The following is a 14,252-nucleotide window of genomic DNA, read 5'->3' as shown; positions in this document are numbered from 1 at the left end:
ATGTGCGGAAGGGATAAGTGCTGAAAGCATCTAAGCATGAAGCCCCCCTCAAGATGAGATTTCCCATAGCGTAAGCTAGTAAGATCCCTGAAAGATGATCAGGTTGATAGGTTCGAGGTGGAAGCATGGTGACATGTGGAGCTGACGAATACTAATAGATCGAGGACTTAACCATATAATATGTAGCAAATGTTATCTAGTTTTGAAGGAATATGCCTTCATAGTTTGGTGATGATGGCAGAGAGGTCACACCCGTTCCCATACCGAACACGGAAGTTAAGCTCTCTAGCGCCGATGGTAGTTGGGACCTTGTCCCTGTGAGAGTAGGACGTCGCCAAGCAAGCTTAAGACGAGTCAGAATGACTCGTCTTTTTTGTGTTTATTTTTATTTACCAAATGTCATAATCCATAAATTTAATAACGCCAAAAATGAAAAAAGAATGAAATAGAGACTGTTTAAAATAATGGCAATGATTTTTGGTGTTCCTGATTTTCCGACTGCCCTAAAATAATACTTAAGAACAGGAAACATTATTTCTATTATAAGTATATATTTTAAAAAATGAGAGTAGAAAAAATGGGATGATATAAATAAGTATTCAATCATTATAGCAATTACTGCGATAGAGAAAAATAAATAAGATAATAGCATAGTTATTTTTTTTCACGGTTATTCTCCCCCTAAAAATTAAATCGCTATAATATAAGTTCTATTGATGTATAGAGAATAAGAGTTTATATACTTTTATTAAAATGTACTGAAGTACCATATAAACAATTGTACGTAAAATAGATCTCTAGAAATATATATTCTAATTCCCTTTCCTTCTTGCATATAGTTGCAATTCTTCTTTTGAATATAACTAAAACACGAACGTTATTGGTAACTAGTAAAAAAACATTCGATTATTTATTGACATTGTTTATAAAATATTGTTAATATAGCCATAGAAACAATAATATATAAGACCTCATATAATCGCGGGGATATGGCCTGCAAGTCTCTACCTAACGACCGTTATTCGTTAGACTATGAGGGAAAGTCACTCGGTATTTTTCTATTCACAAGGGATACGTATGCCTGAGTAGAGCGCTTTCTCTCATAGTAAAAGAGAAACTGTTCTATTTCAGGCTTTTTTTATTTGAATCGGGGGGATTCTAATATGAAATCACTAGTTGGAGTCATAATGGGAAGTACGTCAGACTGGGAAACAATGAAATTTGCTTGTGACATTTTAGATGAATTAAATATACCGTATGAGAAAAAAGTTGTATCCGCTCATCGGACTCCGGATTATATGTTTGAATATGCAGAGACGGCTCGTGAACGTGGATTGAAAGTTATTATTGCTGGAGCTGGTGGAGCAGCGCATTTACCAGGAATGGTTGCAGCGAAGACAAATCTTCCTGTAATTGGCGTTCCAGTTCAATCAAAAGCGTTAAACGGATTAGATTCATTATTATCCATCGTCCAAATGCCAGGAGGGGTTCCAGTTGCAACTGTTGCAATTGGTAAAGCTGGTTCAACAAATGCTGGATTACTTGCTGCACAAATACTTGGATCATTCCATGATGATATACATGATGCATTGGAATTGAGACGAGAAGCAATTGAAAAAGATGTGCGTGAAGGTAGTGAGCTAGTATGACGAGAATCATTTTACCTGGAAAAACAATCGGCATTATTGGAGGCGGCCAGCTTGGAAGAATGATGGCATTGGCAGCTAAGGAGATGGGATATAAAATTGCTGTTTTAGATCCTACCAAGCATTCACCATGTGCACAAGTTGCTGATGTTGAAATTGTTGCACCATATGACGATTTAAAAGCAATTCAGCATTTAGCAGAGATAAGTGATGTTGTCACATATGAATTTGAGAATATTGATTATAGATGTTTACAATGGCTTGAAAAACATGCTTACTTACCACAAGGTAGTCAGTTGTTAAATAAAACGCAAAATCGTTTTACAGAAAAGAATGCAATTGAAAAAGCCGGGTTACCGGTAGCGACGTATAGATTAGTTCAAAATCAAGAGCAGCTTACTAAAGCGATTGCTGAGTTATCATATCCTTCCGTCTTAAAAACAACGACAGGTGGATATGATGGGAAAGGGCAAGTTGTTTTAAGAAGTGAAGCTGATGTTGAGAAGGCACGAAATCTTGCGAATGAAGCAGAATGCATTCTAGAAAAATGGGTGCCTTTTGAAAAAGAAGTATCAGCTATTGTCATTCGTAGTGTAAGTGGTGAAACGAAAGTGTTTCCAGTAGCGGAAAATATTCATGTGAATAACATTTTACATGAATCTATCGTTCCAGCTCGCATTACAGAAGAACTTTCTCAAAAAGCAATTGCTTACGCAAAGGTACTTGCGGATGAATTAGAACTTGTGGGAACACTAGCGGTAGAGATGTTTGCTACAGCTAATGGTGAGATTTACATTAATGAATTAGCACCAAGACCTCACAATTCAGGACACTATACACAGGATGCATGTGAAACGAGTCAATTTGGTCAACATATTCGAGCAATCTGTAATTTACCTCTTGGAGAAACAAATTTGTTAAAACCAGTTGTCATGGTAAACATTTTAGGCGAACATATAGAAGGGGTCCTAGGACAAGTGAATAGATTAACCGGGTGCTATTTACACTTGTATGGAAAAGAAGAAGCAAAAGCGCAGCGAAAAATGGGGCATGTTAATATTTTAAATGATAATATTGAAGTCGCTCTAGAAAAAGCGAAGAGTTTGCATATTTGGGACCATCAAGAACAACTGTTGGAGGGAAAAAGATGATTAATCGTTATACACGCCCTGAAATGGGTGCTATTTGGACGGAAGAGAATAAATTTAAAGCATGGTTAGAAGTTGAGATTTTAGCTTGTGAAGCATGGGCTGAGCTTGGCGATATTCCAAAAGAAGATGTTAAAAAAATTCGTGAGCATGCATCATTTGATATTGATCGTATTTATGAAATTGAAAAAGAAACACGTCATGACGTAGTTGCTTTCACTCGTGCTGTATCAGAAACACCAACATTAGGTGAAGAACGCAAATGGGTTCATTACGGTTTAACATCTACAGACGTAGTAGATACAGCTTTATCTTACATCTTAAAACAAGCAAATGAAATCTTGTTAAAAGACTTAGAAAACTTCGTTAGCATTTTAGCTAACAAAGCGAAAGAGCATAAATACACGATTATGATGGGAAGAACGCACGGTGTTCATGCAGAGCCAACGACATTTGGTTTAAAACTTGGTCTTTGGTATGAAGAAATGAAACGTAACGTAGAGCGTTTCAAACAAGCTGCGGATACAGTTCGCGTTGGTAAATTATCTGGTGCAGTTGGTACATACGCGAACATTGATCCATTCGTAGAAAAATTTGTTTGTGAAAACTTAGGATTAGAAGCGGCACCAATTTCAACACAAACATTGCAACGTGATCGTCATGCACATTACATGTCAACACTTGCGCTAATCGCAACATCTATTGAAAAGATGGCAGTTGAGATTCGTGGTTTACAAAAGAGTGAAACACGTGAAGTTGAAGAGGCTTTCGCAAAAGGTCAAAAAGGTTCTTCTGCAATGCCACATAAACGTAATCCAATTGGATCTGAAAATATGACTGGTTTAGCTCGTGTTATCCGCGGTTATATGATGACGGCTTACGAGAATGTTCCATTATGGCATGAGCGCGACATTTCTCACTCTTCAGCAGAACGCGTAATTCTACCAGATGCTACAATCGCATTAAATTACATGTTAAATCGCTTTGGTAATATCGTTAAAAACTTAACTGTATACCCGGAGAATATGAAACGCAATATGACAAGAACATACGGCTTAATTTACTCTCAGCGCGTAATGCTTACACTAATCGACAAAGGTATGGTACGTGAAGAAGCTTATGATATCGTACAGCCTAAAGCGATGGAAGCTTGGGAAACACAAGTACAATTTAAAGAGCTTGTAGAAGCTGATGAGCGTATTACGAGCAAATTAACGCAAGAGGAAATTAACGAATGCTTCAACTATGAGCATCATATGCAACATGTTGATACAATCTTTGAACGCCTAGGATTAAACGAAGCGTAAAATTTTATATGGCACAGAATAGAGTCATTCTGTGCCATTCTTTATAAAAATATTATTCACATTTTTCAAACTACAGGGGGCTTGCGAAATGCAAAAGCTAGAATTGCTGTATGAAGGTAAGGCAAAAAGAATTTATCGTACAGAATCAGCAGATATGGTTTGGGTAGAGTACAAAGATAGTGCGACTGCTTTCAATGGGGAGAAAAAAGAGACGATTACAGGAAAAGGTCGTTTGAACAATGAGATTACAACTTTATTGTTCAGAAAGTTACAAGAAGTAGGAATAAAAACACATTTTGTTGAGAAGTTATCTGAAACAGAGCAACTTGTAAAAAAAGTGAGTATTATTCCTTTAGAAGTTGTCACAAGAAATGTAATTGCAGGAAGCCTTTCAAAGCGATTAGGAATGGAAGAGGGAACTGTACTTGCAGAACCAATCGTAGAATTTTACTTCAAAGATGATGATTTAGGAGATCCGCTTGTAACGGAAGATCATATTCGTGTATTAAATGTTGCGTCACCAGAGCAAGTAAGCGTATTACGAGATATGGCTCTACAAATCAATCAAGTATTGATTGAGCATTTCGCAAGCTGTCGTGTAAGATTAGTAGATTTTAAATTAGAGTTTGGTGTAACGGAAGAAGGAGAAATCATATTAGCGGATGAGATCTCACCAGATACTTGCCGTTTATGGGATGAAACGAGCAATGAAAAGTTTGATAAAGACGTATTCCGTCGCGATCTTGGAAATTTAACAGAAGCTTATGAAGAGATTTTAAAACGTTTAGGGGGAATTTCACATGTATAAAGTTAAGGTATATGTAACGTTAAGAGAAAGCGTATTAGATCCACAAGGAACAGCAGTAAAAGGGGCACTTCATAGTCTTTCATTTACAGAAGTACAGGATGTTCGAATCGGAAAGTACATGGAACTAACAATTGATAAATCTGTATCTGACCTTGACGCAAAGGTAAAGGAAATGTGTGAAAAATTATTAGCAAACGTTGTAATGGAAGACTTCCGTTATGAAGTTGAGGAGGTTGTCGCACAGTGAAATTTGCCGTAATAGTATTTCCGGGTTCGAACTGTGATGTCGATATGTTCCATGCAATTAAAGATGAGCTTGGTGAAGAAGTAGATTACGTTTGGCACGATAGAGAGAATTTAGATGAATATGATGCAATTTTACTACCTGGTGGATTCTCTTACGGTGACTATTTACGTTGTGGTGCTATTTCTCGCTTTGCTAACGCAATGAAAGCAGTGCAAAAAGCTGCTGAGCAAGGAAAACCAATTTTAGGAGTGTGTAATGGATTCCAGATTCTTGTTGAATCAGGATTACTACCAGGAGCACTAATAAGAAACGAAAACTTAAAATTTATGTGTCGCACTGTTCAGTTACGTGTTGAAAATAACGAAACGATGTTTACATCACAATATGAAAAAGATGAAGTAATCAATATTCCAATTGCACATGGTGAAGGGAATTACTATTGTGATGAAGTAACTCTTAAACAATTAGAAAAGAATAATCAAATCGCATTCCGTTATGTAGAAAATCCGAACGGTAGCGTTTCAGATATTGCTGGTATTGTAAATGAAAAGGGAAATGTACTTGGTATGATGCCACACCCAGAGCGTGCTGTAGATGAATTGCTTGGTGGTGCTGAAGGGTTAAAAGTCTTTCAATCTATCTTAAAACAGTGGAGGGAAACATATGTCGTTAATGCTTGAACCAAATCCAACACAAATTAAAGAAGAGCGTATATATGCGGAAATGGGGCTAACAGACGAAGAGTTTGCCATGGTTGAAAAGATTCTAGGCCGTTTGCCGAATTATACAGAAACAGGTTTATTCTCTGTAATGTGGTCTGAACATTGTAGTTATAAAAATTCAAAACCAGTTCTTCGCAAGTTCCCAACAACAGGTGAGCGTGTCCTGCAAGGCCCTGGAGAAGGCGCTGGAATTGTAGATATCGGTGATAATCAAGCGGTTGTATTTAAAATGGAAAGCCATAACCATCCTTCTGCTATTGAACCATATCAAGGAGCAGCAACAGGCGTTGGTGGTATTATCCGTGACGTATTCTCTATGGGAGCACGTCCAGTAGCTCTATTAAACTCACTTCGCTTCGGTGAACTACAATCACCACGTGTGAAATATTTATTCGAAGAAGTAGTAGCAGGAATCGCAGGATACGGTAACTGCATCGGTATTCCTACTGTTGGTGGCGAAGTACAATTCGATCCATGTTACGAAGGAAATCCACTTGTAAATGCAATGTGCGTAGGTTTAATTAACCACGAGGATATTAAAAAAGGGCAAGCACACGGTGCTGGCAATACAGTAATGTACGTAGGAGCATCAACTGGTCGTGACGGTATTCACGGTGCAACATTCGCATCTGAAGAACTATCTGAAAGCTCAGAAGCGAAACGTCCGGCAGTTCAAGTAGGAGATCCATTTATGGAGAAACTTCTTATCGAAGCATGTTTAGAACTTATTCAGTCTGATGCACTTGTTGGAATTCAAGATATGGGAGCTGCTGGTTTAACTTCATCTTCTGCAGAAATGGCAAGTAAAGCAGGTATGGGTATTGAAATGTACTTAGATGATGTACCACAGCGTGAAACGGGAATGACACCATATGAAATGATGCTATCTGAATCACAAGAGCGTATGTTAATTGTTATCAAAAAAGGTAGAGAGCAAGAAATAGTAGATTTATTTGAGAAGTATGGTCTTGCAGCAGTTACGATGGGGAAAGTAACGGAAGACAAAATGCTTCGCTTATTCCATAAAGGTGAAATGGTAGCTGAAGTACCAGCAGATGCTCTTGCAGAAGAAGCGCCAATTTATCATAAACCATCAAAAGAAGCAGCATACTTTGCTGAGTTCCAGCAGATGAAAGTGGAAACACCGCAAGTAGAAGATTATAAAGAAACGTTATTCGCTTTACTACAACAACCGACAATTGCAAGTAAAGAGTGGGTATATGATCAATATGATTATCAAGTACGCACAAGCACAGTTGTTACACCAGGTTCAGATGCAGCGGTTGTACGTGTACGCGGTACAGAAAAAGGATTAGCAATGACGACAGATTGTAACTCTCGCTATATTTACTTAGATCCAGAAACGGGCGGTAAAATTGCAGTAGCAGAGGCAGCGCGTAATATCGTATGTTCTGGTGGAGAGCCACTTGCAATTACAGATTGCTTAAACTTTGGTAACCCAGAAAAACCGGAAATCTTCTGGCAAATTGAGAAATCGGTAGATGGTATGAGTGAAGCTTGTCGCACATTACAAACGCCAGTTATTGGCGGAAACGTATCGATGTATAACGAGCGTAGTGGTGAAGCGGTATATCCAACACCGACTGTTGGGATGGTTGGTCTTGTCCATGATTTAAAACATGTAACAACACAAGAATTTAAGCAAGCTGGCGATTTAGTGTACGTAATTGGAGAGACGAAAGCTGAATTTGGTGGAAGTGAATTACAGAAAATGGTCCACGGCAAAATTTTCGGCCAATCACCAAGTATCGATCTAGATGTAGAATTAAAACGCCAAAAACAAGTATTAGAAGCAATTCAAGCTGGCCTTGTTCAATCGGCACATGATGTTGCTGAAGGTGGTTTAGCAGTTGCAATTTCTGAAAGTGCAATTGGTGCTAACGGTTTAGGTGCTACTGTGAAATTAGACGGTGAAGCAACGGCGGTATTATTTGCGGAATCACAATCTCGCTTCGTTCTAACTGTAAAACGTGAAAACAAAGAAGCGTTCGAGAAAGTCGTCGAAGCAATTCAAGTTGGAGCAGTGACAGATACAAATGAGGTAACAATTCATAATGAAGAAAATGAAGTATTACTTACAGCAAATGTAGATGAAATGAGACAGGCTTGGAAAGGGGCAATCCCATGCTTGCTGAAATAAAGGGGTTAAATGAAGAATGTGGCGTCTTTGGAATTTGGGGGCATGAAAATGCGGCACAAGTTTCGTACTACGGATTGCACAGTTTGCAGCACCGTGGGCAAGAGGGCGCAGGCATTGTTGTAAATAATGGGGAAAAAATCGTCGGTCACAAGGGATTAGGTTTAATATCGGAAGTGTTTTCAAGAGGTGAGCTAGAAGGATTGGACGGAAAATCAGCAATCGGACACGTACGATACGCGACGGCTGGTGGAAGTGAAGTAGCTAACGTTCAACCATTATTATTCCGTTTTTCTGATCATAGTATGGCATTAGCTCATAACGGAAATTTAATTAATGCAAAAATGCTTCGCCGCGAATTAGAGGCAGAGGGAAGTATTTTTCAAACGAGTTCAGATACAGAAGTACTTTTACATCTTATTAAGCGTAGTACGAAAGATTCTTTAATTGAAAGTGTAAAAGAGGCACTAAATAAAGTGAAAGGTGCGTTTGCATATCTTTTACTAACTGGGAATGAAATGATTGTTGCGCTAGATCCGAATGGGTTCCGTCCTCTTTCAATTGGAAAGATGGGTGATGCTTACGTTGTAGCATCAGAAACATGTGCTTTCGATGTAGTAGGTGCAACATACATTCGTGATGTAGAACCGGGTGAATTACTTATCATCAATGATGAAGGAATTCACGTAGATCGTTTTACAAATGAAGTAGATCATGCAATTTGTAGTATGGAGTACATTTACTTTGCGCGTCCGGATTCTAATATCGCTGGTATTAATGTCCACGCAGCACGTAAAAACATGGGGAAACGTTTAGCGGCAGAAGCTCCTATTGAAGCTGATGTTGTTACTGGTGTACCAGATTCTAGTATTTCAGCTGCGATCGGTTATGCTGAGGCGACAGGTATTCCATATGAGTTAGGATTAATTAAAAATCGTTACGTTGGACGTACGTTTATTCAACCTTCTCAAGAATTGCGAGAGCAAGGGGTAAAGATGAAGCTTTCCGCAGTAAGAGGTGTAGTTGAGGGGAAACGAGTTGTTATGATTGACGACTCTATCGTAAGAGGAACGACAAGCAAACGAATTGTTCGTATGCTTCGTGAAGCTGGAGCGACAGAGGTTCATGTAAGAATTGCTTCACCGCCTCTAAAATATCCATGTTTCTATGGTATTGATATTCAAACGAGAAAAGAATTAATTGCAGCAAATAATACAGTAGAAGAAATCCGTGAAATGATCGGAGCGGATTCTTTAACATTTTTAAGTGAAGATGGATTAGTAGATGCAATTGGACGTCCATATGAAGGGAAATATGGCGGCCTATGTATGGCTTACTTCAATGGAGACTATCCAACAGCTCTTTATGATTATGAGCAAGAGCTTTTAGAAAGTATGAAATAAGAAAGTGAAAAAAGCTTCTACTTCTTTTGATGTAGAAGCTAGCTTCTTTCTTAAAAACGGCCGCCCTGGATGGGGAGAAATTAAAAGACGAGGTGTAAATAACGATGGCGAATGCATATAAGCAAGCAGGAGTAGATATTGAAGCTGGATATGAAGCGGTATCTCGCATGAAAAAACACGTACAAACAACAATGAGAAAAGAAGTACTAGGCGGTTTAGGCGGTTTTGGAGGTATGTTTGATCTATCAAAATTTGCATTAGAAGAACCTGTATTAGTATCTGGAACAGATGGCGTGGGAACAAAATTGATGCTCGCTTTTATGGCAGATAAACATGACACAATTGGTATTGATGCAGTAGCGATGTGTGTAAATGATATTGTTGTCCAAGGGGCAGAGCCGCTTTTCTTCCTTGATTATATTGCTTGTGGTAAAGCTGAACCTAGTAAAATTGAAAACATCGTCAAAGGTATATCAGAGGGCTGTCGCCAAGCTGGTTGTGCATTAATTGGTGGGGAAACAGCTGAAATGCCAGGAATGTATTCTACGGAAGAATACGATTTAGCTGGTTTTACAGTTGGGATTGTTGATAAAAAGAAAATTGTAACAGGTGAAAAGATTGAAGCTGGTCACGTATTAATTGGCTTAGCATCTAGCGGTATTCATAGTAATGGTTACTCTTTAGTACGAAAAGTGTTACTAGAAGATGGAGAACTATCTTTAGATCGTATTTATGGACGCTTAGAACTACCTCTTGGTGAGGAGTTATTAAAACCAACGAAAATTTATGTCAAACCTATTTTAGAACTATTGAAAAAACATGAAGTATACGGTATGGCTCATATTACAGGTGGTGGATTCATTGAAAATATTCCACGTATGTTGCCAGAAGGAATTGGTGCTGAGATTGAACTTGGATCTTGGGAAATTCAGCCGATTTTCAATTTGCTTCAAGAAGTTGGGAAACTAGAAGAGAAAGAAATGTTCAATATTTTTAACATGGGTATTGGTATGGTAGTAGCGGTAAGGGAAGAAGATGCAAAAGATATTGTTCGTCTTCTTGAAGAGCAAGGAGAAACAGCTCGTATTATTGGTCGTACTGTACAAGGGGATGGCGTTACCTTCAATGGGGGCACAGCACTATGAGTAGATTAGCAGTTTTTGCTTCTGGAAGCGGATCTAACTTTCAATCTCTCGTTAATGCGGTAGAAGAAAAGAGATTGGATGCAGATATTAGTTTATTAGTATGTGATAAACCAGAAGCACGCGTTATTGGACGGGCACATTATCATCATATCCCATGTTTCGCTTTTTCAGCGAAAGCATATGAGTCAAAAGAAGCATTTGAAAAAGAAATATTAAAGAAGCTAGAAGAGTATGAAATTGATTATGTTATTTTAGCTGGATATATGCGTTTAATTGGGCCAACTTTACTAGAAGCATATGGCGGGAAGATTATTAACATTCATCCATCACTACTACCGAGTTTCCCAGGGAAAGATGCTGTCGGTCAAGCGTTAGAAGCAGGTGTGAAAGTAACTGGAGTAACAATTCATTATGTAGATGCAGGTATGGATACAGGTCCAATTATTGCGCAAGAAGCAGTAGTTGTTTCTGAAGGTGATACGAGAGAAAGCTTACAAAAGAAAATTCAACAAGTTGAACATAAATTATACGTAAATACAGTGAATCAAATTGTTCAGTCTGTGAAAGAACCAACTGTTAACTAACATACAACCAGGGGTGAAGGATAAATGAAAAAGCGTGCATTAGTAAGTGTTTCAGATAAAACAGGAGTAGTAGAATTTGTTAAAGGTTTACTAGAACAAGGGATTGAAGTTATTTCAACAGGTGGTACGAAAAAATTACTAGAAGAAAATGGTTTACAAGTAATCGGTATTTCTGAAGTAACTGGTTTCCCAGAAATTATGGATGGCCGTGTAAAAACATTACATCCAAATATTCATGGTGGTCTATTAGCAGTTCGTGATAATGAAACACATGTAGCGCAAATGAATGAATTAGGCATTCAACCAATTGACTTTGTTGTTGTTAACTTATACCCATTTAAAGAAACAATCGCTAAGCCTGATGTAACATTTGCTGATGCAATTGAAAATATTGATATCGGTGGCCCAACAATGATTCGCTCTGCTGCGAAAAATCATAAATTTGTATCGGTAATCGTAGATCCAGTAGATTATGATGTTGTATTAGCAGAACTGAAAGAGAACGGCGAAGTAAAAGAAGAGACGAAACGTAAATTAGCAGCGAAAGTATTCCGTCATACAGCGGCATATGATGCGTTAATTTCTAACTACTTAACAGAACAAATGGGTGAAGAAAGTCCAGAAACGTTAACTGTGACGTTTGAGAAAAAGCAAGACTTACGTTATGGAGAGAACCCACATCAAAGGGCTACTTTCTATAAAGCACCATTTGCTGCAACTTCTTCTGTTGCATATGCAGAACAATTACATGGTAAGGAATTATCTTATAACAATATTAATGATGCAGACGCAGCGCTTAGCATCGTAAAAGAATTTACAGAACCAGCAGTAGTAGCAGTAAAACATATGAATCCATGTGGCGTTGGAGTAGGAACTGATATTCACGAGGCATATACTCGTGCTTATGAAGCGGATCCAGTATCAATCTTCGGCGGTATTATTGCAGCAAATCGTGAAATTGATAAAGCTACAGCAGAAAAGTTACACGAAATTTTCTTAGAAATTGTTATCGCTCCTTCGTTCTCGCAAGAAGCTTTAGAAGTGTTGCAAAGCAAGAAGAACTTACGCTTACTAACTGTAAATATTGAAAAAGCGACAAGTGCAAGCAAAAAACTAACTTCTGTACAAGGTGGTCTTCTTGTTCAAGAGGAAGATACGTTATCATTAGATGAGAACACAATTTCAATTCCAACGAAACGTGAACCATCAGAGCAAGAGTGGAAAGATTTAAAACTAGCTTGGAAAGTTGTAAAACATGTGAAATCAAATGCAATTGTTTTAGCGAATGATAACATGACGGTTGGTGTAGGCGCGGGACAGATGAACCGTGTAGGCTCTGCAAAAATTGCAATTACACAAGCTGGCGAAAAAGCACAAGGTAGCGCACTTGCATCTGATGCTTTCTTCCCAATGCCAGATACAGTAGAAGAAGCAGCAAAAGCTGGTATTACAGCAATTATCCAACCAGGTGGATCAATTCGTGATGAGGATTCTATTAAAGTGGCAGATAAGTATGGGATTACGATGGTGTTCACTGGCGTACGTCATTTCAAACACTAATAGAGGATGTCTAAAAGGTCCGGTCGAGATAATCTTCGCATGTCGTCGTTGCAATGCCAGTGCGGTACTCATGTAGGAAAACTATACTCCGTATCCTCTTGGAAAATGCGCCTCGACCTGCTCGGTTCTCTCGATCCTCCCTTTTAAACTTCTATTGATATGAAAAAGCAAACTAGGAGCATAGCTTCTAGTTTGTACCTATTTAATTATTGGGGGATGAAATATGAATGTTTTAGTAATTGGCCGCGGTGGGCGTGAGCATGCTTTAGCTTGGAAGTTTGCACAATCTGAAAAGGTGGAGAAGGTGTATGTAGCACCAGGTAATGAAGGTATGCGAGATGTTGCAACACCAGTTGATATTGATGAAAATGATTTTGATGCATTAGTTTTATTTGCCAAAGAGAATAATGTTGAATTAACTTTCGTTGGGCCAGAAATTCCGCTTATGAATGGAATTGTTGATCGTTTTAAAGAAGAAGGACTTCGCGTATTTGGTCCGAATAAAGCGGCTGCTGTTATTGAAGGCAGTAAAGCTTTTACGAAAGAGTTGATGAAAAAGTATAATATACCAACTGCTGCATACGAAACTTTTACAGACTATGATGAAGCAGTAAAGTACATTCAAAAAGTTGGTGCGCCAATTGTTATTAAAGCTGATGGATTAGCTGCTGGTAAAGGTGTAACGGTAGCAATGACGCTTGAAGAGGCATTACAAGCTGTGAAAGAAATGCTACAAGATGTGAAATTCGGCGTGGCAAGTAAGAAGGTCGTTATTGAAGAGTTTTTAGATGGACAAGAATTTTCATTGATGGCATTTGTAAATGGAACAACTGTACATCCGATGGTAATTGCTCAAGACCATAAACGAGCTTTTGATGGCGATAAGGGTCCTAATACAGGTGGAATGGGCGCATATTCTCCAGTACCACAAATTCCAGAATCAGCAGTTCAAGAGGCGATTGAAACAGTATTACATCCAACTGCTAAAGCGATGATCCAAGAAAATCGTTCGTTTACAGGTATTTTATATGCAGGGCTTATTTTAACAAATGATGGTCCAAAGGTAATTGAATTTAATGCTCGCTTTGGTGATCCTGAAACGGAAGTTGTATTACCTCGCTTAGAGAATGATTTAGTTGATGTATGCAACGCTGTGTTAGATGAAAGTGAACTAACTTTACAATGGTCAGAAGATGCTGTTATCGGTGTTGTACTTGCTTCTAAAGGATATCCAGAAGCGTATAAAAAAGGTGAAGTTATTAACGGATTAGATGCATTGCAAGATGTGATTGTTTTCCATGCGGGGACAGTAATGAAACACGGTGATTTTGTAACAAATGGTGGTCGTGTATTATTTGTTGCTTGCAAGGCGAATAGTTTACAAGAAGCAAAAGATAAAGTATATAAAGAAATCGGTAAAATTGAAAGTGATGGTCTGTTTTATCGAAGTGATATAGGATATCGTGCAATTGGGCATGAGATGACGAGAAGCTAATGTATAAAAAATCCCGCTGATTTCTCAGC

13 protein-coding genes, 2 rRNA genes and 1 riboswitch are annotated in these 14,252 nt (G+C 38.3%); of the genes, 14 read left to right on the top strand and 1 reads right to left on the bottom strand.

Translation table 11 applies throughout. The features are described from left to right. Both JDS98_RS25990 and rrf read left to right on the top strand, forming a co-directional pair. Positions 1-175 (top strand): 23S ribosomal RNA (locus JDS98_RS25990); the annotation flags it as partial. Positions 176-224: 49 nt separating this feature from the next. Next, positions 225-340: ribosomal RNA gene (gene rrf / locus JDS98_RS25985) — 5S ribosomal RNA — on the top strand. 45 nt (positions 341-385) lie between these two features. On the opposite strand, the gene JDS98_RS30390 is transcribed toward rrf, so the two are convergent. Then, complete coding sequence (locus tag JDS98_RS30390; RefSeq protein WP_000927496.1) at positions 386-652, bottom strand: hypothetical protein; 267 nt, start codon at positions 650-652, stop codon at positions 386-388. 299 nt (positions 653-951) lie between these two features. Further along, positions 952-1,053, top strand: a riboswitch (purine riboswitch). A gap of 110 nt (positions 1,054-1,163) precedes the next feature. Between JDS98_RS30390 and purE the strand changes: the two genes are divergently transcribed. From purE to purD, 12 genes are all read left to right on the top strand, one after another. Further along, positions 1,164-1,649, top strand: a complete 486-nt coding sequence (gene purE / locus JDS98_RS25980; protein WP_000839361.1) for a 5-(carboxyamino)imidazole ribonucleotide mutase — start codon at positions 1,164-1,166, stop codon at positions 1,647-1,649. After that, a complete protein-coding gene (gene purK / locus JDS98_RS25975) occupies positions 1,646-2,797 on the top strand; it encodes a 5-(carboxyamino)imidazole ribonucleotide synthase (protein ID WP_000196786.1) in 1,152 nt (383 codons plus the stop codon). Before purE ends, purK begins: the two co-directional genes overlap by 4 nt. Next, positions 2,794-4,101 (top strand): adenylosuccinate lyase, encoded by a 1,308-nt coding sequence (gene purB, locus JDS98_RS25970; RefSeq protein ID WP_000610752.1) that lies wholly within the window; start codon positions 2,794-2,796, stop codon positions 4,099-4,101. Before purK ends, purB begins: the two co-directional genes overlap by 4 nt. An 88-nt stretch (positions 4,102-4,189) precedes the next feature. Beyond that, the gene (gene purC, locus JDS98_RS25965) at positions 4,190-4,909 is read left to right on the top strand and encodes a phosphoribosylaminoimidazolesuccinocarboxamide synthase (protein WP_001170546.1); all 720 of its coding nucleotides are present in this window, start codon (positions 4,190-4,192) and stop codon (positions 4,907-4,909) included. Then, positions 4,902-5,156 (top strand): phosphoribosylformylglycinamidine synthase subunit PurS, encoded by a 255-nt coding sequence (gene purS / locus JDS98_RS25960; RefSeq protein WP_000278820.1) that lies wholly within the window; start codon positions 4,902-4,904, stop codon positions 5,154-5,156. Before purC ends, purS begins: the two co-directional genes overlap by 8 nt. Beyond that, complete coding sequence (purQ, locus tag JDS98_RS25955) at positions 5,153-5,836, top strand: phosphoribosylformylglycinamidine synthase subunit PurQ (RefSeq protein WP_000666770.1); 684 nt, start codon at positions 5,153-5,155, stop codon at positions 5,834-5,836. Before purS ends, purQ begins: the two co-directional genes overlap by 4 nt. After that, positions 5,820-8,039: a phosphoribosylformylglycinamidine synthase II gene (gene purL / locus JDS98_RS25950; protein ID WP_000055552.1), complete on the top strand. Its 2,220-nt coding sequence runs from the start codon at positions 5,820-5,822 to the stop codon at positions 8,037-8,039. Before purQ ends, purL begins: the two co-directional genes overlap by 17 nt. Then, positions 8,024-9,439: an amidophosphoribosyltransferase gene (gene purF / locus JDS98_RS25945; RefSeq protein WP_097959768.1), complete on the top strand. Its 1,416-nt coding sequence runs from the start codon at positions 8,024-8,026 to the stop codon at positions 9,437-9,439. Before purL ends, purF begins: the two co-directional genes overlap by 16 nt. Positions 9,440-9,543: 104 nt before the next feature. Then, positions 9,544-10,584, top strand: a complete 1,041-nt coding sequence (gene purM / locus JDS98_RS25940) for a phosphoribosylformylglycinamidine cyclo-ligase (RefSeq protein WP_001262428.1) — start codon at positions 9,544-9,546, stop codon at positions 10,582-10,584. Further along, entirely contained in the window at positions 10,581-11,168 is a 588-nt protein-coding gene (gene purN / locus JDS98_RS25935; RefSeq protein WP_000088570.1) for a phosphoribosylglycinamide formyltransferase, read from the top strand. Before purM ends, purN begins: the two co-directional genes overlap by 4 nt. 24 nt (positions 11,169-11,192) lie before the next feature. After that, positions 11,193-12,728, top strand: coding sequence for a bifunctional phosphoribosylaminoimidazolecarboxamide formyltransferase/IMP cyclohydrolase (gene purH, locus JDS98_RS25930; RefSeq protein WP_097959767.1), 1,536 nt, complete (start codon positions 11,193-11,195; stop codon positions 12,726-12,728). Positions 12,729-12,951: 223 nt separating this feature from the next. Beyond that, positions 12,952-14,223, top strand: a complete 1,272-nt coding sequence (gene purD, locus JDS98_RS25925) for a phosphoribosylamine--glycine ligase (protein WP_016107413.1) — start codon at positions 12,952-12,954, stop codon at positions 14,221-14,223. Positions 14,224-14,252: the final 29 nt, after the last annotated feature.

The organism is Bacillus cereus group sp. N11, from assembly GCF_016483605.1.
GTDB classification, from domain to species: Bacteria; Bacillota; Bacilli; order Bacillales; family Bacillaceae_G; genus Bacillus_A; species Bacillus_A toyonensis.
The sequence above is the reverse complement of the archived record's forward strand: the minus strand, read 5'-3'. Positions and strand labels throughout refer to the sequence as shown.

Excerpts from the sequence above, each read along its gene's own strand:
- JDS98_RS30390 (WP_000927496.1), bottom strand. The coding sequence starts at position 652 with ATGCTATTATCTTATTTATTTTTCTCTATCGCAGTAATTGCTATAATG.
- purE (WP_000839361.1), top strand. The coding sequence starts at position 1,164 with ATGAAATCACTAGTTGGAGTCATAATGGGAAGTACGTCAGACTGGGAA.
- purK (WP_000196786.1), top strand. The coding sequence starts at position 1,646 with ATGACGAGAATCATTTTACCTGGAAAAACAATCGGCATTATTGGAGGC.
- purB (WP_000610752.1), top strand. The coding sequence starts at position 2,794 with ATGATTAATCGTTATACACGCCCTGAAATGGGTGCTATTTGGACGGAA.
- purC (WP_001170546.1), top strand. The coding sequence starts at position 4,190 with ATGCAAAAGCTAGAATTGCTGTATGAAGGTAAGGCAAAAAGAATTTAT.
- purS (WP_000278820.1), top strand. The coding sequence starts at position 4,902 with ATGTATAAAGTTAAGGTATATGTAACGTTAAGAGAAAGCGTATTAGAT.
- purL (WP_000055552.1), top strand. The coding sequence starts at position 5,820 with ATGTCGTTAATGCTTGAACCAAATCCAACACAAATTAAAGAAGAGCGT.
- purF (WP_097959768.1), top strand. The coding sequence starts at position 8,024 with ATGCTTGCTGAAATAAAGGGGTTAAATGAAGAATGTGGCGTCTTTGGA.
- purM (WP_001262428.1), top strand. The coding sequence starts at position 9,544 with ATGGCGAATGCATATAAGCAAGCAGGAGTAGATATTGAAGCTGGATAT.
- purN (WP_000088570.1), top strand. The coding sequence starts at position 10,581 with ATGAGTAGATTAGCAGTTTTTGCTTCTGGAAGCGGATCTAACTTTCAA.
- purH (WP_097959767.1), top strand. The coding sequence starts at position 11,193 with ATGAAAAAGCGTGCATTAGTAAGTGTTTCAGATAAAACAGGAGTAGTA.
- purD (WP_016107413.1), top strand. The coding sequence starts at position 12,952 with ATGAATGTTTTAGTAATTGGCCGCGGTGGGCGTGAGCATGCTTTAGCT.